Source organism: Curtobacterium sp. MCLR17_042, assembly GCF_003234695.1.
GTDB classification, from domain to species: domain Bacteria; phylum Actinomycetota; class Actinomycetes; order Actinomycetales; family Microbacteriaceae; genus Curtobacterium; species Curtobacterium flaccumfaciens.
Genome location: NZ_QKTD01000015.1, coordinates 36,599 through 55,378 on the forward strand (window position 1 = coordinate 36,599; position 18,780 = coordinate 55,378).

Annotated in this window: 16 protein-coding genes and 1 tRNA gene; 12 read left to right on the forward strand and 5 right to left on the reverse strand. The window is 69.6% G+C overall.

The window, feature by feature from the left end:
* Positions 1 to 169: 169 nt before the first annotated feature.
* The gene (locus tag DEJ02_RS14365) at positions 170 to 2,344 is read left to right on the forward strand and encodes a hypothetical protein (RefSeq protein WP_111033516.1); all 2,175 of its coding nucleotides are present in this window, start codon (positions 170 to 172) and stop codon (positions 2,342 to 2,344) included.
* Between the two features lie 143 nt (positions 2,345 to 2,487).
* Here the strand turns inward: DEJ02_RS14365 and DEJ02_RS14370 are convergent, their stop codons facing one another.
* On the reverse strand, positions 2,488 to 4,878 hold the full coding sequence (locus DEJ02_RS14370) for an AAA family ATPase (RefSeq protein WP_181440371.1): 2,391 nt from the start codon (positions 4,876 to 4,878) through the stop codon (positions 2,488 to 2,490).
* 113 nt (positions 4,879 to 4,991) lie between these two features.
* Here DEJ02_RS14370 and DEJ02_RS14375 point away from each other — a divergent pair.
* The 3 genes from DEJ02_RS14375 to DEJ02_RS14385 all read left to right on the forward strand — a co-directional run bounded on the left by DEJ02_RS14375 (position 4,992) and on the right by DEJ02_RS14385 (position 7,476).
* A tRNA-Val gene (locus tag DEJ02_RS14375) sits at positions 4,992 to 5,064 on the forward strand.
* A gap of 784 nt (positions 5,065 to 5,848) precedes the next feature.
* Positions 5,849 to 7,039 carry a hypothetical protein gene (locus DEJ02_RS14380; protein ID WP_111033518.1) on the forward strand — a complete coding sequence of 397 codons (1,191 nt, stop codon included), beginning with the start codon at positions 5,849 to 5,851 and terminating at the stop codon, positions 7,037 to 7,039.
* Positions 7,036 to 7,476 (forward strand): hypothetical protein, encoded by a 441-nt coding sequence (locus DEJ02_RS14385; protein ID WP_111033519.1) that lies wholly within the window; start codon positions 7,036 to 7,038, stop codon positions 7,474 to 7,476. Before DEJ02_RS14380 ends, DEJ02_RS14385 begins: the two co-directional genes overlap by 4 nt.
* 45 nt (positions 7,477 to 7,521) lie before the next feature.
* Here the strand turns inward: DEJ02_RS14385 and DEJ02_RS14390 are convergent, their stop codons facing one another.
* A complete protein-coding gene (locus DEJ02_RS14390; protein WP_111033520.1) occupies positions 7,522 to 8,379 on the reverse strand; it encodes a helix-turn-helix transcriptional regulator in 858 nt (285 codons plus the stop codon).
* Between the two features lie 106 nt (positions 8,380 to 8,485).
* Between DEJ02_RS14390 and DEJ02_RS14395 the strand changes: the two genes are divergently transcribed.
* Positions 8,486 to 9,457, forward strand: a complete 972-nt coding sequence (locus tag DEJ02_RS14395; RefSeq protein ID WP_111033521.1) for an SDR family NAD(P)-dependent oxidoreductase — start codon at positions 8,486 to 8,488, stop codon at positions 9,455 to 9,457.
* Between the two features lie 148 nt (positions 9,458 to 9,605).
* Here DEJ02_RS14395 and DEJ02_RS14400 read toward each other — a convergent pair whose 3' ends face one another.
* Positions 9,606 to 10,334, reverse strand: a complete 729-nt coding sequence (locus DEJ02_RS14400) for an NAD(P)-dependent oxidoreductase (protein WP_181440372.1) — start codon at positions 10,332 to 10,334, stop codon at positions 9,606 to 9,608.
* A 10-nt stretch (positions 10,335 to 10,344) separates the two neighbouring features.
* On the opposite strand from DEJ02_RS14400, the gene DEJ02_RS14405 reads away from it, so the two are divergent.
* Entirely contained in the window at positions 10,345 to 10,923 is a 579-nt protein-coding gene (locus tag DEJ02_RS14405; protein ID WP_128779742.1) for a MarR family winged helix-turn-helix transcriptional regulator, read from the forward strand.
* Positions 10,924 to 10,938: 15 nt separating this feature from the next.
* On the opposite strand, the gene DEJ02_RS14410 is transcribed toward DEJ02_RS14405, so the two are convergent.
* Entirely contained in the window at positions 10,939 to 12,096 is a 1,158-nt protein-coding gene (locus DEJ02_RS14410; RefSeq protein WP_111033524.1) for an acyltransferase, read from the reverse strand.
* 117 nt (positions 12,097 to 12,213) lie between these two features.
* Between DEJ02_RS14410 and DEJ02_RS14415 the strand changes: the two genes are divergently transcribed.
* From DEJ02_RS14415 to DEJ02_RS18330, 6 genes are all read left to right on the forward strand, one after another.
* Positions 12,214 to 12,900, forward strand: a complete 687-nt coding sequence (locus DEJ02_RS14415; RefSeq protein WP_111033586.1) for a response regulator transcription factor — start codon at positions 12,214 to 12,216, stop codon at positions 12,898 to 12,900.
* Entirely contained in the window at positions 12,897 to 14,060 is a 1,164-nt protein-coding gene (locus DEJ02_RS14420; protein WP_111033525.1) for a HAMP domain-containing sensor histidine kinase, read from the forward strand. Before DEJ02_RS14415 ends, DEJ02_RS14420 begins: the two co-directional genes overlap by 4 nt.
* 10 nt (positions 14,061 to 14,070) lie before the next feature.
* On the forward strand, positions 14,071 to 14,313 hold the full coding sequence (locus tag DEJ02_RS14425) for a hypothetical protein (RefSeq protein ID WP_111033526.1): 243 nt from the start codon (positions 14,071 to 14,073) through the stop codon (positions 14,311 to 14,313).
* A gap of 119 nt (positions 14,314 to 14,432) precedes the next feature.
* The gene (locus DEJ02_RS14430; protein ID WP_111033527.1) at positions 14,433 to 14,972 is read left to right on the forward strand and encodes a GNAT family N-acetyltransferase; all 540 of its coding nucleotides are present in this window, start codon (positions 14,433 to 14,435) and stop codon (positions 14,970 to 14,972) included.
* 89 nt (positions 14,973 to 15,061) lie between these two features.
* Complete coding sequence (locus DEJ02_RS14435; protein WP_146249294.1) at positions 15,062 to 15,727, forward strand: hypothetical protein; 666 nt, start codon at positions 15,062 to 15,064, stop codon at positions 15,725 to 15,727.
* Between the two features lie 66 nt (positions 15,728 to 15,793).
* Positions 15,794 to 16,309, forward strand: coding sequence for a hypothetical protein (locus tag DEJ02_RS18330; protein ID WP_146249295.1), 516 nt, complete (start codon positions 15,794 to 15,796; stop codon positions 16,307 to 16,309).
* A gap of 143 nt (positions 16,310 to 16,452) precedes the next feature.
* On the opposite strand, the gene DEJ02_RS14445 is transcribed toward DEJ02_RS18330, so the two are convergent.
* Positions 16,453 to 18,624 (reverse strand): phosphocholine-specific phospholipase C, encoded by a 2,172-nt coding sequence (locus DEJ02_RS14445; protein WP_111033530.1) that lies wholly within the window; start codon positions 18,622 to 18,624, stop codon positions 16,453 to 16,455.
* Between the last annotated feature and the right edge of the window lie 156 nt (positions 18,625 to 18,780).

Consider the following 18,780-nt stretch of genomic DNA (forward strand, 5'->3'; position numbering starts at 1 on the left):
GGGTCCGCGGCTGAAATGTCACCTTCTGGACGTCTGGCGTCGAACCTGACAGCATGGGCGGACGCTGTCGGAGGGGGACGAGCATATGGATGGTGCACGACCGGGGACGGGTGTCGCCAGGACGGGTTCGACCGAGACCGCGGTGCGGCGGCAGTACGGTCCACCACCCGTGCCGTCGATCGCGTGGAGCGGGGGCCGCGCGGGGCTCGCCCTCGTCGTGCCGTTCACGGCCGGGCTGCTGCTGGCCGGGGTGGTGCTCCTGCTCGGCGTGCCGGGCGGTCGCGTCGCCCTGGTGAACGGTGCGTTCGCGGCGCTCGACGGCGCCGGGGTACCCGTGGCCCTGCTCGCCGTGGGCACGGTCATCGCGGCGCTCGGGCTCGGTTTCGGGGTGACCGCAACCACCGTGGTCATGCTCGCGGCCACGGATGATGCGACCGCGGGGCCGCGCGACGCGTGGCAGTGGTCGGTCCACCACTGGCGGCTCGTCGTCGAGGCCGCTCTCGTCGCGTTGGTGGCGGTGGCGGCGGGGACGGCCACCGCCGTGTCGTGGCGGGCAAGTGTCTGGGGCACCGTCGTGATCGTCGTGGTGCTGGCGGTCGGTGTCGTCATCGTGGCGCCGCTGCTGCTCGGGTGGGCGTTGCTCGTGGCCGGTGTGCCCCGTCGATCGGCCTTCCGTCGCGCCTGGGGATCTGGTCGGGTCATCGTCCGTGGTGGGCACGAGGCGACGCCGCGCCGCGCGCTCGTCGGGGGAGCGGCGCTGATGACGGTGCTCGGGGTCGGCGTCCTGCTGCTGCTGCGCCTGTTGCCGCCGTCCGTGCTCCGGAGCAGCGTCATCGTGGCCTGGTGCTGCGTCGCCGTGACCGGTCTGGTGCTGGTCATCGTCGCGATCGCGGTCCGCGGAGCCGCAACGCGGAACGAAGGCGGTCGGCTTCGGTCACCGCTGGCGGTCGACCCGGCCGATCCGATGGCCCGGGGACGACGGGCGCGGCCTGGACTCGTCGGAGCGGGCGTGGTGCTCGTCCCGGCGGTGGTGTTCGCGGTGATCGTCTCGAGCAATCCGCTCGGCGTTGTGCAGTACGACGCCGCCCCTGCCGACGCGCGCGGCCTGCTCGGCGGCGACATCGCGGACGTCGGAGGCCGGACGGCGGTCGTGAGCACGCCGTCGACACCGCCCAGCCGTCTGCGGATGTGTGGGCATGCGTCGTGCGACACCCCCATGGAGATGCCCGGCCTGACCGGCGGCTCCGCGATCGGGAGGACCGGCGACGGCGGGCTGCTCACTGCCCATTGGAAGGTGCGGTTCGAGGACGAGGTCGCGGAGCAGTACGAGCTCGAAGTCGTGCACTCACGCGCGGACCAACTCGATGTGGCCCCGAAGTCTGACGATGCCGCCTGGCCCGCGGGGAGACGGGCGGAGCAGCGTGACTCCGCCGACGAGACGCCGGCCGTCGATCGCCCGGAGGGGCGCCGCACCACGGTCGCCGCCGTCGACATCGTGGAGACCGATCAGGGGCGCGTCAGCTACTGGATGACCGACGTGGCAGTCGCGAGTTCCGGCGACCGGCCGGTCGTGGTCGGGATCGCCCGCGGCGGTGAACCGGAAGGACGCTCGCACCTGGTCGCCGTGTTCTGCGAGGACGTGTCCTGCGTCGAACACACGGTTCGGCAGGTGGCGCTGCCGTGGATCCCGCCGCTGGACCACCAGGGTGTGGACGTCGCCGTCGCGCCGGACGGCACCGCGGTGGTCTCGCTGGTGTCGGAGACCGACGCTCGTTCGCCGACCTTCACCGCCCTTCGGCTCGTGTCGTTCAGCCCGGACAGCGGCCAGCCCGTCGTCCGCGACCTGTCGCACGCGATCCCGCCGGGGGAGCCGGTCCGGGCGTGGGACGAGGCGTACGACGCCCGGGTGGCGATCGGCGGCGACGGGAACCCGGTCGTGCTCGCGCGGTCGAACGGGATCGCGACCCAACGGCTGACGTTCTGCGCGGATGCGTCGTGCTCGTCTTCGTCGCACACGGACATCACGCCGAACGGGCCGACGAACCTGCTTCCGGCGTTCGTCATCGACCGATCGGGGCGGCCACTCGTCGCAGTCCGTGACGAGGAACGCGGCACTCTGGGACTGCTCTCGTGCCGTGATGCGCGGTGCACCAGCTCCGAGCAGACGACGATCGCCCGGTTCCCGGCGGTGCAGGACGAACGGTCGAGCACCAGCACGCTGGCGATCGGCCTCAGCGCCGACGACACCCCGATCGTGCTGTCCGGTGGCGTTCCGGAGGACCGGGACGAGGACGCGAAGGGACTCGTGATCCGCTGCGATCGACCCCGGTGCGGGGTGTCGTGACGTGCCCGCCTGGTTCGACGACGATCGAGCGCTGACGCCCTAGGATCGTGGTGAGGGCCTTTAGCTCAGCTGGTAGAGCGCCACATTTACACCGTGGATGTCAGTCCCGTCGCTCGCGCTGCGGTGGTTGTCGAAAGCCCAGGTCACGCGGCAGGGACCGGTTCCACCGTGACCGAGGACGTACTGATGTACGAGAGGTCCGGGACGACGGCGGCACACATCTGCTCGAAGTGCGGCCGATCCACTGCCGCGATGAAGCGGAACACCGACTCGAGGACGACCACCGCCTCGTGCATGTCCACGGGACGAGAGATGTCCGCTTCTTCGCTGTGCGACGACTGGTGAAGGAACCGCACCAGACGCTGGCGAACTGGTTGCTCGATTCGGTGTTCGTCGAACGCCGTCCGCATACTCCCCTCGAAGTCGCCCATGTGCACTGGCAACCGGAAGGCCAGGAACGACTCCAAGAGGCGCCTCGCGGCGTTCGGTAGAAGCGCAGCAGCCTCAAGCTCAGCCTCGAACTGCGTACCGGCGTTCCGCTCAAGGACGGAACTGCCGACCCGCCAGAACAGGTAGTGGTACTGGGAGCGCAGCTTCTTGCGGAGCTGAGGGTCGCTCCAGCTCCGCAGGACCGGCACGCGACGGGGGACGTCCTCAGCGTCGCGACTCACCCTCGAGCGCAGCTCGTGCAATGAGTACGAGTTGTCCCGGCGGATCCGCGAGTTCAGCCGGTCCAGTTGGTTCACCCACATTCGGAAGAGCTCAAAGCTGTGCGTGAGCAGGATCAGCTGGTGGCGGATACCCGCTCCGACGAAGGTGTTCCAGAGGTGCCCGGAGACGCCGACCATGATCTCCTGGTCGAGACTCGACACCGGATCGTCGATGACGACGGTCAGGTCGGCGCCACGCATCGTCTCGTCGCGGAGGCTGCACAGGAAGTGGAGCAGGGAGATCGCTGTCCGTTCGCCCTCGCTGAGACCGACGGCCGGGCGCCCGTCCCGTTCGATGGCGTAACGCCCGTCGACAGCGGTGAAGCTGAGTTCATCGCGACCGAGGAGGACGGCAACGTCTCGGGTGAGCTCGCTTGCAAGTGGTCCCGCGTCGAGCCCGGCAGAGTTCAGCCGCTCACGTTCGCGGGTCAACTGCTCGCGCTCGGCGCCATGGTCTGACGCTCGTTGCTCGGCGCGGATCGCTCGCTCGGACAACGACACGTACTCCGAGCGGATCAACTCGACCCGGGCGCGCTCGACACGATCGGCGGCGTCCGCGCGGATCGACTCGAACGCCGCCGAACGGTCGTTGTGGTCCCGCAGCACGAGGTTGAGCGCGGCTACGTCGTCCGATTGGCCGTCGACTGCACCGGCATCGAACGTGACCACGTCGAACATCGCGGAGCGCTTGGTCGCGATCGCACGGCGAACCGCGTCGAGCGCCTCGCTTCGAGATGTGATGGCTTCTCGCACCCCGGCGAGCACTTCACCGTACGTTTCCCGGAGCGCCGGGTACAGGAGATTCGCTGCCGGCGCCCGCGAGATGATGCCCTGCTGCGCCGAGATGACCGATGCGACGCGACTGTCCAGCGCGTTGAGCGTGCGCTCCAGCTCCCGGAACCGGTCGTCGAAATGCGCGGCCAGAGCACCTCGGCGCGCGTCGGTCACCACACCGCCACAGAACAGGCACCGGTCGCGTTGCTCGTGCCTCGACAGGCCTTCACTCACCCAGGTGCTGCCCTCGGGATGCTCGGCCAGGTCGTCGAGCACCACGTTCGACACCGAGGTGGCAAGCGCGTGGCCCACTTCGGTGACGAGCGGAAGGACACTTTCACCGGTGTTGGGGAGGAGGGCGACTGGCTCCATCTTCTGTGGACGAACAGTGCCGAGATGCGTCGAAATGACCTCGTCGAGGGATTCGTCGAACCTGGTCGGGAAGGCGTCCAGCAAGGTCTTCACTTGGCGACGGTTGTAGGCCCGGCCGTACCGTGTGCTCACGTGCTGCAGCTCGCTGTGGATCGTCGTCGCGGTCGACGTTGCGAGACTGTCGGCAGCATGTCGTGCGCGGCCGGCATCCTCGATCGCGAGCCGCTCCTCGCTTTCGATGGCTTCGAGGCGGTCCGCGATCTGCGCGAGCCGCGCCTCGCGACCAACGCTCTCCTGACCGAGGACGAGAAGCGGTGCTGCCTCGCTGCGATCCGCGCCGAAGCTCAGGTTGTTCTCGATGTAGTCGTGGTTGAAAACGCGCACGCGAGTCCAGAAGGGATCCTCGCTCGACGTGACCTGACGAAGCCTGTCGCCATCCTCGACTGAGACATGCACGGTCGAGGCCGCGGACTCCGCGGTCGCTTCGCCAAAGGCGCGTGCGATAGACGACTTGCCGGTGCCGTTGCCGCCGTAGACCACGTTGATCCGCTCAAAGTTTGCGGAATCGTTGCCGGGTTGCCAACGCTGGAAGAGGCCGATGCCGTCGATACGGACGATGCACTTGATCACGGGACCCCCGGCCCTTCGAGTGGACCCGGTCGGGTCGACGAGCGCCACAGCGCCGAGGGTAAGTATCTCGCACGCGGGAGTCGGCCAACGTCGTCGGCGACGGCGAGTCAAGTCGCTCGTCGTCACGATGCCGGCTCATTGCCAAGTAGGATCAGCCTTGAGGGCTCTTAGCTCAGTTGGTAGAGCACTTCGCTTACACCGAAGTGGTCGGCGGTTCGAGCCCGCCAGAGCCCACTGGACGCTGGCAGTGGTGGCGGCTCGATGTACGCATCAGCAGCTCGGAAGGTCGGTGCGCTGACGCCACGGCCAGCCCACGAATGAGTTGAATTCGCCTTCGCGAATTTTTTTCGCCGACTGGACCCTTCGTCAGCCGACGTAGAACTCGTGGGGCGTACGAGTCTTCACCGATAGTTGTCCGCCGGGTCCACTGCCGCCCACTGTGACCTTGAACGGCTGCCCAAGCCGTGATTTTGTCCAGCACATGCGCATTCGCAGAGCCACGCGTTCTCGGGGCGTCCGGTCTTTCAGCACGCTTCCGCGCACTTTTCGACACCGCCGTGCCGGACGACCTTCAGCCGGCCGTATCGTGCGGCAAGTCCTAGGATGACCGCATTCGTGTGCGGCCGCGAGACCGGCCACGATCGTGAGCTGGGGGAGTAGCCAACCTGACCACGCCGTGATGTGCAGAACATGTCTCCGAGGATGGTGTAGCCGCGTCCATTGCCCTCGAACGGCATGTTCTGGACTTCCGTTCGCCGACCGGGACGAATTGTCACCGTGAGAACGCCCATGCTCAGAACGTACGGGCTCTCGAGCACTGCGCGCCGGTGGTTTGCTGCGGGATCGGGTCAAAGCGCATTCGTAGGCGCCACGCTCTTGATGACCTCCGGTTGGCGAGCGGACTCGCTCGACACCCGAACTCGGGGTCGCTTTGACTGCCGATATGAGGGATCGTCGGTCGGATGGGGAGCGCTGCAGCCACTGGGTCGGGGTCGTTGAGCCACCACGAGGCGATGCCGTGAGCCTCGACCAGTCAGGGACGATCGCGGTCACGCTGCACGGGAGTCGCGTGATGATCGACCGCCTCGTCTTCGTCGAGCTGTTCGAGAACTCTGTCGTGAGCGCACGTGTTCCGTATCGCCACGCCCTCGAACGGTCAACGATCAGCTTCTCAGATCTCGTTGATCTAGCGCGCACCGCACAGGTGCCGTACGCGCTCTGCTTCGCGCCGCGCGAGCTGGTTCGGGCGCAGGTCGAAACGAAGACGAAGAAGCTGCTGCAAGGGCTGAGCAAGGACACTTTCGCCGTCAATTCGCGTACGACGATCGAGCTCAGCGACGTCGAGCTCATCGTCAAGGATCTTGTGCGGAAGCAGATGATGCTGCGCACTCACGACGAGTCGCTCGCCGAGAACAAGGTCGTTGGAGTCCTCCGGAGGCCTCGGGCGACGATCGAGGAGGACGTCGCCGTGCTGCTCACGGCTCTCGACTTGGATGTGGCCGTACTCCGCTCGGCTCGATCGAAGGGTGCCGCCCTCTCGTTGCTCATCGAGACGCTGGAAGCGCACCAGATCCTCGTGTCGCGCAGCGTCCGCGGCTTCATGCCTCAGCTCATCGAGGTCAAGTTCAGTGGGCTGACCATTAAGGACAAGAAGGTCCCGTACATCTTCCTCTCGCGGGGGAGCCACGGCGACGACGAGGAGCCGGAGGGGCGTCAGCTCTTCACGCTGACCCTCCTCACGGTCTTGGTCGCTCGCGGCATCTTCGCGCCGGTCACCTACGACGGCCGGAACCTCGCGTCGAACCCGGGCCGCGAGTACGACATCGTTGGCGAGATCCTGATGCCGGTGACGCAGATGAGAACGGTTTCGTCCGATGATCTTGGGGAGATCAGGAGTACCGCCGACTCGTTCAAAGTGACTCCGAGCGCGATGGTCGTGCGCCTCCAGCGACTCGGGCTCATCAGCCGTTCCGGGGCTCAGCAACACCTCGAGGAACTTCGCCTCGAATTCGCCAATCGGCCGAAGTCGCAGGGCCGCCAGCCGAAACCGGTCAACGGGGTCCGGACGTACAACGGCCGAGAGCTGTCCGTTCGAATGCTCGGCGCGCTGGATGCCGGCAAGATCACCGAAGGTGAGTTCTGCCGAGCGGTCTGCGCGAACAAGATCCGACCGCGAGAGATTCGAGACTTCCGGGAGGCGCTCGGATGATGGGGACGTTCTACCTCCTCGACAACAACGTGTTGACTCGGCTGACCCAGGAGCAGCGCTCCTCGGCGTTCGTTCACGAGCAGTGTCGGCTGCCGTCCGAGGTGCTCCACGAAGCAAGATTCCTTCCAGACGTCGATTCGCTGCGCGCGCTCGAATACATGACCAACGAGGGCGTCCTCCTGCACCTCGCGGCCGTCCTCCAACGTGTTCCAGCTGACGACACGACCCTCATCGACCTCTACGCAAATCTCGGGAATGCCGACCCCTTGTTGCTCGCTTGCGCGCTTGACGCGCTGGCCGAGGCCGAGCTGGGTCTGTTCGGTGCGGATTGGGTGGTGGTGTCGAACGACCGCGCCGTGGTGACGCTGGCTGGAGACCTCGGCGTGCCAACGCTCTCGAGCGAGGCGTTCTCCTTGGTGCTCGGCGAGGACGGCTGAGACGGAGCGGCCGGGCCAAGCCAGTTCGACTTTGCTTCCTCAGTCTCATGACAAGATCGCCGCGGGCTCGCTGATCGTCGATGTGCTCGCCGCGCCCATGGAGAGCAGGATCAGCGCGCGCGCCGTTGCAGATCCTGCCTCGTAGCCGTAGACCACGAGCTGCAGGCCGGGTGATCCCTCGACGGCGAAGGTGTGGGCGTCGAACTCCAGCCGCCCGACCTCCGCGTGCTCGAACTGCTTCGCGGTGGTCGTCTTGCGCCGTACCCGTTGCGTGCTCCACCGTTCGGCGAACTCCGGGTTGGCGTCGTTCACTTCCGCGACGAGACGGAGGAGGCGCGGGTCGCCCCCGAACTCCGCGGTCGCCGCCCGCAGGCTCGCGACGGTTGCGTCGGCGGCGCGGTCCCAGTCGGCGTGGAAGTGCCGCGCCGTCGGGTCGAGGAAGGTCATCCGCACGAGGTTGTCGAAGCGTCCGAAAGGGGCGTACACCGCGCGGGCCAGGGCATTCGCGGCGAGGATCTCGTGCGCGGGGTCGATCACGAACGCGGGGTGTGCCGACCACGAGTCGAGCAGCTGCCCGAGAGCCGGCGTCACCGACGTCGCCACGCGCGGGAGTCGCGGGGGAGCAACCAGCCCGGCCAACGAGAACAGGTGGTCGCGCTCGTCGCCCTCGAGCTCGAGCCCGTCGGCGATGCCCTCGAGCACGGCGGCGCCGGGACTCACCTCCCGCCCTTGCTCGAGCCGTGTGTAGTAGTCGACGCTGAGGCCGCCCAGCACGGCGAGTTCCTCGCGGCGGAGCCCGGGCACCCGGCGGACACCTCCGCCTGGCAGTCCGAGCGACTCCGGGGTGAGGCGGCCGCGGACGGCGCGCAGGTACGCGGCGAGGGTGAGGTCGTCGGCGGGCATGGGCACGGGACCAGGGTAGGTGGCAGGAGCGCCGCCTCCCTGGTCCTGCCGTACCCCGGCAGGACAGGGCGATGGTCCGGGGCTGAGCGGCGTCGAGGCTGGGGGCATGGACACCAGCAGCACGCCCCAGCCCGTTCACCCCTACCTCGGCCTCTGGGTCACCGCCGACGGCCGCATCCGCCACGAGCTCCGGCCCGACGGCCGTTACGTGGAGGCCCGAGGTGACCGTGAGGCGGCCTACGTGGGCACCTACGAGGTCGACGGCGACCACATCGACTACCGAGACGACACCGGCTTCACCGCGGACGGCGACTTCAGGGACGACGTCCTGCACCACGCGGGCATGGTGCTGCACCGACGGAAGGTCGTCCTCGTGACGGGCGCCTCCAGCGGCATCGGGCGCGCGACGGCCGTCCGCCTCGCCGCGGCCGGCCACCCCGTCGTGCTCGGGGCTCGGCGCACCGACCGGCTCGACGAGCTCGTCACCGAGATCGAGGGGGCGGGCGGTACGGCGATGGCAGTGCCGCTCGACGTGACCGCCCTCGCCTCGGTGCAGGAGTTCGCGGCTGCTGCCCGGGCACGCTTCGGGCGGATCGACGTGCTCGTCGCGAACGCCGGCGTGATGCCGCTGTCGCCCCTCGCCGCAGGCCTCGTCGACGAGTGGGACAGGATGATCGACGTCAACGTCCGCGGCCTCCTCCACAGCATCACGGCGACCCTGCCCACCATGCTCGCCCAGGGCACGGGCCACGTCGTGACGATCGCGTCCGTCGGCGCCTACGACGTCTCGCCCACAGCGGCTGTCTACTGCGGCACGAAGTTCGCAGCACGGGCGATCACCGAGGGGCTGCGCCAGGAGTCACCGCGCGGGATCCGTGTCACCACCGTGTCACCAGGAGTCACCGAGTCCGAGCTCGCCGCAACGATCACCGACGCCTCCGCCGCCGCCGCGATGGTCGTCTACCGTGCCGAGTCGATCTCTGCCGACGCCATCGCCCGCGCTGTCTCCTACGCGGTGGCCGAGCGACCCGACGTCGACGTGAACGAGATCGTCGTGCGGCCTGCGGCCCAGCGTTGAGTTGCTCCGCACGAGGGGCTCTGCGTGCCCGGTCGGCTGGGCAGGACCTCGACGATGCCGTCCGCGGGTACGAGGACCGGAGGACCACCCGGGTCGCGTGAATCTGAACGCTCGGTCACGTGCCTGACGACGCCGGTGTGATCCGTGCTCAGGGGCGCCAGTCGGTCAGCTGGAGCTCCGGGAAGGCAGCCAGCAGCGCGGTGGGATCGCCAGGAGTGACCGGGTTGGCGAGGAGGTCGTCGATCGCTGGCGGGAGATCGTCCCGCCGGGTCGTGGGAGTCGGACCGCCGTGGGCGATGTCGACCCATTCCTGCATCGTGTGCTGCTGAGGCCCGACGAGGTCGAACACGCCACTCGGCGCGCCGGGCCGGGTCGCGAGCAGGATCGCCGTGACGACGTCATCGATGTGGATCGGACGGAAGACCTGGGAGCCGTCCCCGGCGATCGGGACCGGATCTCCGTCCGTGCCGCCACGCACCATGAAGTCGAACGGCTGGGGGTTCTCTCGGCCGCCGACGATCGCGCTGATGCGGAACACGGTGGCGTTCATCGGGGCGAGGATCTCTTCCGCCATGCCCTTGGCGCGCTCGTACCAGTTCTCGGCGGAGGAGTCCGCCCCGAGTTGGGAGAGGTAGACGATGCGGGTGCCTTCGCCGACCGAATCGGCGACCCGTCGGGTGGTCTCGACCGTGCCGGCGAGGTAGTCCTCCCAGTGCGGCGCGCCGAAGTTGCCGGCGAGGTGCGCAACGGCGTCGACCTGGCCGAGGGCGGTCTCGGCGGCAGTCGACGTCGTCCAGTCCGTGATCACCGTGGCGGCATCGACCCGGCCACTCCGGCGAACGAGCGCGACGGCGTCTCCGTGCAGTTCGGCGAGCATCTGCTGACCGGTGCGACTGTTCGCGCCGGTGATCGCGAGGCGAGGGCCATTCAAGTGCGATGTCATCATGTGCTACAGCATATGCCTGCTGTGGGAGGATCGAGGGATGGATGACCTCGAACGACTGGGATTGCTGACGAAGGCTGTCTCGCGGGAGTCGGACAGGCGCCTGACCGAGCTCCTCAAACCGCTCGGCGTGACGCCCAGCCAGGCGGAAGTGCTGCAACTCCTCGACCTGTACGGACCGATGTCGTTGGGAGAGCTCGGCGGGCTGGTGCTCTTCGAAGGCGGGCACCCGAGCAGGCTCGTCGACCGCATGGTCACGGCGGGGATGGTCGATCGCCAGGAGAGTGCGGATGATCGGCGCCGGATCCAGCTCAGCTGCACGCCTGCGGGACGGCAGCTCGCCGCGGCGGCCACGGCGGCGAAGGAACAGTTCCGGGTCTGGCTCCGTGCGCAGCTGGAAGGTGTCGAACTCACACCGGCCATGGACGCCCTCGCAGCCGTCATCGTCGGTACCTCGATGCAGGACACGGTGTCGTCGCGTGCAGCACGTTCGCTCGTCCGTTCCGACAGCACCCCGACCTGATGCAGGCACGAGCGGTCACTGTCTCGATGGGGTCGTGGCGACGCTGGTGGGGATGCGCGGGGAGCTGACGCCGGGCTGTGTTGCGCGGTTCCCGAGGCAGTGCAGCAGAAGTCGGCGTGCCGGAACCTCGACCGCGTCGTGCAGGACGGTCGCGACGGCCATCGCGACCACCAACGCGAGCAGGGCCAGGAAGGCGCTGGTGACGCCGCCGTCGGCCGCGCCCTGGGGCCGGAAGGCCAGCACGGCGTCGATCGTCAGGAGATGGACGAGGTAGAACGCGAACGACCTGGTCCCCAGGTGCACGAGCAGCGGAGACGACAGGCCGGTGGTGCGTCCTTCGACGTCCGCCCTGGCGAGCGCGGGCAGCAGCAGGGAGAACCCCACGACCGTGCAGCCGGTCAGTGCGAACCCCGAGGTGGGGTGCAGGTCTGCGGCGAGGAGGCCCGCGACCGTCAGCAGGACGGGGACCGCGAGTCGTGGTCCGCGCCAGGCGCCTGAGCGCACCAGGGCAGCGCTCAGGACGCCGAGCAGGAACTCGGGGAACCGTGCCGGTGGCCAGCTCGCCGGGACGGGAGAACCGGGCAGGTGCGGCACGAGCACCGGTGCGACCAGGACGAGGACGGCTGCGAGCACGGCGAGGGCCGTGAGCACGGCCGGGTGGGCGTGTCGGATCGGTCGGATGAGGAACGGGAACGTCAGGTAGAAGAACGCTTCGCAGGCGAGGGACCACGACACTGGGTTCCCGGCTTGCCACCACGGTGCGTGCCAGGCGTTGACGAGCAGGACGTTCGCCACGAGGGCTGCCGGCGACGTCGTCCGGATGCTCGGCATCAGTGTCGCTCCCACGACGATCGCGGCGAGGACGGCAACCAGGTGCAGTGGCCAGACTCGCGCGGCGCGTCGGCACCAGAAGGTCAGTGCTGCTCGGACCGGTCCTGCGCGCTCCCCGTCGGTGCGGTCTGACCAGGCCAGGACGAAGCCGGAGAGCATGAAGAACAGCGAGACGCCGGTGTCGCCGCTGCCGACCACGGCGCTCAGGGTGCTCTGCGCGTTCCCGTCGAAGTACCCGAGGTTCCGCACGTGGTAGGCGAAGACCCCGAACGCAGCGACCCAGCGCAGGCCGGTCAACGACGGCAGGACAGGGTTCTCGAGCGCGGGGTCGGTTCTGGACATGCCCTCATCGGAACAGTCGGCACGTCAGCCGAGCGTCTGGTCGAGCGCATACGCTCCGCATACATCCGATCTGCTGTGCTGACCGGGTCCGGATCGGCCGGAGCAGCGAGGAGCGACGTGCGGGTACTGGTGGTGGAGGACGAGCCGTTCCTGGCGGAGGCGATCCGCGCGGGCCTGCGGCTCGAAGCGATCGCCGCCGACACGGTGGGCGACGGCTTCGCCGCGCTCGATCAGCTGGCCGTCCACGCGTACGACGTGGTCGTGCTCGACCGGGACATCCCCGGTCTGCACGGCGACGAGGTCTGTGCCCGGATCGTTGCTGATCCGGAAGCGCCGAGCGTCCTCATGTTGACGGCGTCGACGACACTCGCGGAGCGGGTCCACGGCCTCCAGCTCGGGGCCGACGACTACCTGGGCAAGCCCTTCGACTTCGAGGAGCTCGTGGCACGGCTCCGCGCGCTCAACCGGCGAGCACGTCGCGCGGTCGCGCCGGTCCTCGAGACGGCGGGCCTCCGGCTCGACCCCTTCCGACGTGAGGCCTACCGCGACGGACGCTACCTGCGCCTGGGGCGGAAGGAGTTCGCGGTCCTCGAGGTCCTGCTGCGTGCGGACGGTGGCGTCGTGAGTGCCGAGCAGTTGCTCGAGCAGGTGTGGGACGAGCACGCTGACCCGTTCACCAACGCGGTCCGGCTGACCATCTCGACCCTGCGGAAGAAGCTCGGCAGTCCCGACGCCATCCGGACGCTGCCCGGTGTCGGGTACGCGATCGCACAGGGTCCTGTCCGCGATCGTCCCGAAGCATGAGGATCCCTGCGCTGCACCGTCTGTCGATCCGGGCGCGGCTCACCCTGACCTACACGGCCCTGATCCTGCTCACCGGCGCCGTCATGCTCGCGGTCGTCTTCGCAGTCCTCGCCATCGTCCCCGGCTACGCGTTCACGGCAGGCCCGTTCCCCTACGGGTCGACGCACGACGTGTACGAGATCACCGGCCGCGACGACGTCCTCCGCCTCTTCGTCATCGTCTCGGTCCCGGCGCTGCTCGTGGTCGGGGGCAGCGGTGGTGTCGTCAGCTGGCTCGTCGCGGGCAGACTCCTCCGCCCGCTGCGCGACATCATCACGACCGCCGACCGGCTCGGGGCCGGGACGCTGGACGCCCGGGTGGACGTCTCTGGTCCACCGGACGAGATCCGCGACGTCGGTGCGACGCTGAACCGGATGCTCGACCGCCTGGAGACCGCCTTCGTCAGTCGGTCGCGGTTCGCGGCGAACGCCTCGCACGAACTGCGGACCCCGCTCGCCACGATGAAGACGATGCTCCAGGTCGCCCTCCGCACGCCCGACGGGCCGGACCGGACGCAGACCCTCGAACGACTGCTCGTCACCACGGACCAGATGATCCGGATGACGACGGCGCTCCTCGACCTGGCACGGGGGGACGAGCCCATCGACGCCCGCCCGGTGTCGCTCCGCGACGAGGTCGCGGCCGCGCTGCTGGCAGTGGACGCGGAACGCCTGGCCCGGCGGATCGTCGTGTCGGTCCAGCTCGACGACGTCGTCGTGCTGGGCAACCGACCGCTGCTCGGGCAACTCGTCGGCAACCTGATCCGCAATGCCGTGGTCCACAACGTCTCCGGCGGGAGCCTGCGGGTGGTGCTCGACGCTCGGTCGTCCGAGCTCCGGGTCGAGAACGACGGCGAGGTGATCCCGGCCGACGAGGTGCACGAGTTGACGGAGCCGTTCCGACGACGCCACCGCACGCGGACGAACGGGAGCGGGCACGGACTCGGCCTGCCGCTCGTGGCGATGATCGCGGCCGTCCACGGTGCGGAGCTGGCCCTGACGCCGCGCGCTGCCGGCGGGTTGACCGCTTCGGCCCGTTTCCCGGAACGGCAGCCACCAGATCCGGAAGGATCCAACCGGTCGTCGCCCCGGGGCCTCGGCGATCACCCTGGCGTCCGGTAGCGTCAGCGCCATGACCGAGATGCAGCGACGCAGTCTGCTGGAACGGCTGATCGGCAAGCCCCTGCCGTGGCTCGCCTGGGTGTGGGCGGTCATCGCGCTGGTCTGGCTCGTCCTGGCCGTCGTCGAACCGTCCCGGTTCCACACGCAGATGGCGGTCCTCTGGATCATCCTCGCCGCCGTGCAGATCGGCTCGGTGTCCTACTCCCGCGCGCAGGCGCGGAAGCGTGCTCGGAACGCAGGCGACGACTCGTAGCCGGCCCGACGCCGGCGCCCAGAGCACGTCCGCGCCCGGAGCACGCCCGCGTCCGCCCAGTGCATGAGCGTGCGCAGAGCTCGGCGAGATGCCTGTGCGCTGCGTGAGAGCATGCGGTCGTGACAGACGAACCCCTGCTCGAGATCCGGTCGGCGTCCGAGACGGACGCGGCATCCGTCGCTGCGGTCGTCGTCCGTGCGTACGCCAACCAACAGGGTTGGGTGAGCGACGCCGAGCTGGTGACCGGGGAGCGGACGAGCCCGGACCAGGTGCGTGCGATGATCCGTGCCCCGCGGTCGGTGGTGCTCGTCGCGGTCCACGACGCCACCATCGTCGCGACGTGTCACCTGCGGGCCTCCGACCGGGCGACGGCGCACCTCGGCATGCTCGCTGTGGACCCGGCGTGGCAGTCCCGAGGCATCTCCCGGCGGCTCCGGACCGCGGCGATCGCGTACGCCGAGGAAGCCTTGGCGTGCGATTCCGTCGAGCTCGAGGTGCTCAGCGTGCACGAGGGACTGCGACGCGTGTACGAGCGAAGCGGGTTCATCGCGACGGGGGAGACCCGACCGTTCCCGGCACACGTCGCTCGCGTCGCGGGGCTGCACTTCGTCGTGCTCCGGAGATCGCTCGGCGCGTCTGGACAGACCCCGGACGTGTGACCCGAGCGGCGCGCCGCCGCCAGGACCCGTAGGCTCCAGGCGGACCGACCGGTGCACGGGGCGCACGGCGGGATCCGAGGGGGAACCACATGTCCATCACATCCAGGATCACCACCGCGGGGACTGCGACCGTGATCGTCGTGCTCGCACTCTCCGGCTGCGCCGGGACCGGCACCACGGCACCGGGAGTGGAGCGGGCCACACCGCGGTCGTCGACACCGACACAAGCGCCGAACCAGGCACCGACGGAGACGCCGACCGCGCCGGCCACCGTCGACTCGGCAACGAAGGACCTCACGTTCGAGGACGGCGACGCGCTCTCGGCGAGCACGCTGCCCGCGTTCGGGCTCCAGGTCTCGGCACTCGACGGCTGGGAGCAGACCGGCGAGGACCCGACCACCGGGTCGCGGGAGTACACGAACGCCGACGGCTCCGTGGCGACGATCACGCAGCAGCGGCTCACCGACCTCGACCCGACGATCGGGGACCGCGCCGCCACCGAGCAGCTGTTCACGGCGGCGGGGCTGCCGGCCGACCGACTCGAGGAGCAGCTGCTGCCGACGATCACCGGCGGCACCGCGCAGTTCCTGTCGATCGCCGGGCACAACACGGACGGGTCGTGGTCGGCGACGGTCGCGCGCGCCTTCGCGAAGCCGGGAGCGGCGCTCATCGTGAAGGTCCGGACGACCTCACAGGATGCGCTCCGTCCCGACCTGCACGACATCCTGGTCAACGCGCAGGTGGTCGTCGCCTAGCGAGTCGAGCCGGTGCGTCGGGGCGCCGCGTCGGGGCGCCCCGACGGGTCCCTATGCTGAGTCATCGTGCGCCGCTCCGTCCGTCTCCTGACCGTCCTCGTGATCGTCGCCCTGTTCGCCGTCGGGGTCCTGGCAGCGGTGGTCTTCATCCAGCGTGTGCTGGCGGATCCGGCGAGCGACGTCGCCTGGGTCGGCATCGTCCGGGCGATGGGGTTCATCGTCATCGGGGTCATGCTGACACTGCTCGGACGGCGAGGGCTGCCCGCGGCCGTCGACGCGATCAACCTGCTCGCCGACGCCGGTCCGGTGCGGCCGCTCACGGTCGTGGTGTGGGTCGTCCTCGGCGCCACCATCTACTCGATCCTGCGCGGCTGGACGGTGATCGTCCCCGTCGCGGCCGTCATCGGTGCGATCGTGGTGGCGTTGCCGTTCGTCGAACGCTTCCTGGACGCGGCGCTGGCCCGACAGGCTGCGCGAGCCGACGCCGACGCCGACGCCGACGCCGACGCCGACGCCGACGCCGCCGACGCCGCGACCCCGGTCACACCGGTGGCACCCGCCGGGACCGCCGCCGACGCGTGAGACGGCAAGCGAGACGGCACGCGGGACGGACGTGAGACGGTCACGAGACGGGACGGGAGGCCCGGCGCCAGCTGGCACCGGGCCTCCCGTCCGTCGTCGACGCGGCCTGACCGCCCCTGCCGACCCACGCGGGTCGGCCCGCCTCAGCGCTCCGCGCGCCCGGCGAAGCGGTACCGGAACCCGGGCACACCGTCCGCGGTGACGACCACGTCGTAGTACCCCCACTCGTCGAGCGGCCAGTGCATCGTCTTGTGCCCGGAGCCGCGGACGTGCGCGGTCTCGCGGTGCTCCACGAAGTCGTTGGCCACGAGCACGAAGCGGAGCTCGGCCCGGCCGGTGTTCTCGAGCAGGAGCTGCAGGGTGCGCCGACCGCGGGTGTCCCGGACCACCGAGACGTGCGGGACGCCGCCGGTCGCCCGACCACCGACCGCGACGGTGCCGGCGAAGCGCCGGAGGAACCGGTCGGGTCCGTAGACGCTGACGTCGTACGCGCCGTCGGTCGTCGTGGTGTCCCATGCCCAGTCGGCGGTGGCTCCCACCGGGACGGTCTTCGGGTGAGCGGCGAACGGCATCGCGGTGTTCGGGTAGACCAGGAAGTTGACCCCCTGGCGACCGTCGTTCGCGAGCGTCACGGTGACCCGACCGGTCCGGTGGTCGACGGTCGCGTCGGCGTGCTGCCGGTACGGCAGGCTCCGGCGACGGACGGTGCCGGGCTCCTGGACGGGCACGGTCTGCGCGCCGATCGCGGGTTCCTCGATGGGCGGCTTCGCCTGGTCGGCGTCGGCGGCCGCGACCAGCGCGCGAGTCTGCTCGATGCCGGGGACCACGTCGGCGCCGGGGATGCTCGCGTCGGGGGCGCTGAAGTCGAAGCAGCTCGTCAGGTCCCCGGAGACGGTCCGCCGCCAGTCGGAGATGTTCGGCTCGCGGACGCCCGTGACGTGTTCGAGGAACTGGATCACGGACGTGTGGTCCGCCACCTGCGAGTTGACCCACCCGCCACGGCTCCACGGCGACACCACGGTCATCGGCACGCGGGCACCCATGCCGATGGGCAGTCCGTCGACGTACTCGTCGGGGGTGCCGGGTTCGGCGAACGGGGGGACGACGTGGTCGAAGTACCCGTCGTTCTCGTCGTAGTTGACGAGCAGGACGGTCGAGGCCCAGGTGTCCGGGTTGCTGAAGAGCGCCTGCACGACGGCGTTCGTGTAGTGGGCGCCGTAGTCCGGGCTGGCCGCCGGGTGTTCGCTCCAGCCGTAGGGGGCGATGACGTACGACACGGTCGGCAGGCTGTTGGTCGCGCAGTCCTGCCCGAACTGGCTGAGCAGGTGGGTGACGTCGAGGCCCTTGCCGGAGTTCGGCTTCCACCCGTCGTGCAGCCCGGCACGCGCGGCGAGCTCCTGCTGGGCGGGATCGGAGGACGCGAGCGCGCGGTGGTACTGCTCGAACAGCCAGAGCGGGTTGTCGCCGTAGTCGCCGACGTACGGGTCGGCGGAGCTGTCGCCGACCTCGTCGTTGGCGTAGGTCTTCCAGGTGACGCCGGCCGCCTGCAGCCGTTCGGCGTAGGTGGTCCAGGCGAACACCGGTTCGTAGTCCGCCGGGTTGTCGGTCGCCGGTCCGCCCTGGGCGCCGCGGGGGTCGATGGTGCCGGACCACTGGTACAGGCGGTTCGGCGTGGTCGGACCGTTGAGCGAGCAGTGGTAGTCGTCGCAGACCGTGAACGCTCCGGCGAGTGCGCGCTGGTACGGGATGTCCTCGCTGGTGAAGTAGCCCATCGTCTGGGCGCTCTTCGCGTCGACCCACCGGTTCCAGGCACCGCCGTTCCAGGCGGTGTGCCCACCGCCCCAGGAGTGGTCGAGGCCGTCGGCGTTCTGCGCGTTGAACCGCGTGGTGTCGAGCCGGAACGGCAGCATCGCGCCGCCGTCGGTGCGGGCCGCCGCCGGCTGGTGGAAGACGTCGTGTCCGGTCGGCAGCTCGAGCGCCTGCTTGTCCGAGAACCCGCGGACGCCGGGCATCGTGCCGTAGTAGTGGTCGAACGACCGGTTCTCCTGCATGAGCACGACGACGTGCTTGACATCAGCGATCGTGCCGGTGGGGACGGCACGAGCGGTCGCCGCGCTGGCGCGGTCGGCCGCGCCCGGTCCGAACGCAGACCCTGCCGCGACGCCGGCCATGATCGCTGCTGCGCCGCCGACCAGGACCGTCCGGCGGCTCAGGCCGGGGCGGACCGCTGCGGTGTACGCCGCGTCCGGGGTCAGCGGTGGTGCGGCGTCCAGGCTGACGTCGGGTGCGCCGTGTTCGGGCTTCCTCGTGCTCATCGCGGGCCTTCCAGGTCGGTGGGAGTGCGGGCGCTGCGGGGAGGAGCGCCCGTCAGCATGACAACGAGGTGCGCTGAACCGTGCCTTGCCCGGCCGTGGCGGCGGGGTGAACGCGTCCGGTGGAGTCGGGATCGACCTGTCCAGGTGCACCGTGGC

Excerpts from the sequence above, each read along its gene's own strand:
- DEJ02_RS14435 (WP_146249294.1), top strand. The coding sequence starts at position 15,062 with ATGTCCATCACATCCAGGATCACCACCGCGGGGACTGCGACCGTGATC.
- DEJ02_RS14420 (WP_111033525.1), top strand. The coding sequence starts at position 12,897 with ATGAGGATCCCTGCGCTGCACCGTCTGTCGATCCGGGCGCGGCTCACC.
- DEJ02_RS14385 (WP_111033519.1), top strand. The coding sequence starts at position 7,036 with ATGATGGGGACGTTCTACCTCCTCGACAACAACGTGTTGACTCGGCTG.
- DEJ02_RS14390 (WP_111033520.1), bottom strand. The coding sequence starts at position 8,379 with ATGCCCGCCGACGACCTCACCCTCGCCGCGTACCTGCGCGCCGTCCGC.
- DEJ02_RS14395 (WP_111033521.1), top strand. The coding sequence starts at position 8,486 with ATGGACACCAGCAGCACGCCCCAGCCCGTTCACCCCTACCTCGGCCTC.
- DEJ02_RS14400 (WP_181440372.1), bottom strand. The coding sequence starts at position 10,334 with ATGCTCGCCGAACTGCACGGAGACGCCGTCGCGCTCGTTCGCCGGAGT.
- DEJ02_RS14410 (WP_111033524.1), bottom strand. The coding sequence starts at position 12,096 with ATGTCCAGAACCGACCCCGCGCTCGAGAACCCTGTCCTGCCGTCGTTG.
- DEJ02_RS14445 (WP_111033530.1), bottom strand. The coding sequence starts at position 18,624 with ATGAGCACGAGGAAGCCCGAACACGGCGCACCCGACGTCAGCCTGGAC.
- DEJ02_RS14425 (WP_111033526.1), top strand. The coding sequence starts at position 14,071 with ATGACCGAGATGCAGCGACGCAGTCTGCTGGAACGGCTGATCGGCAAG.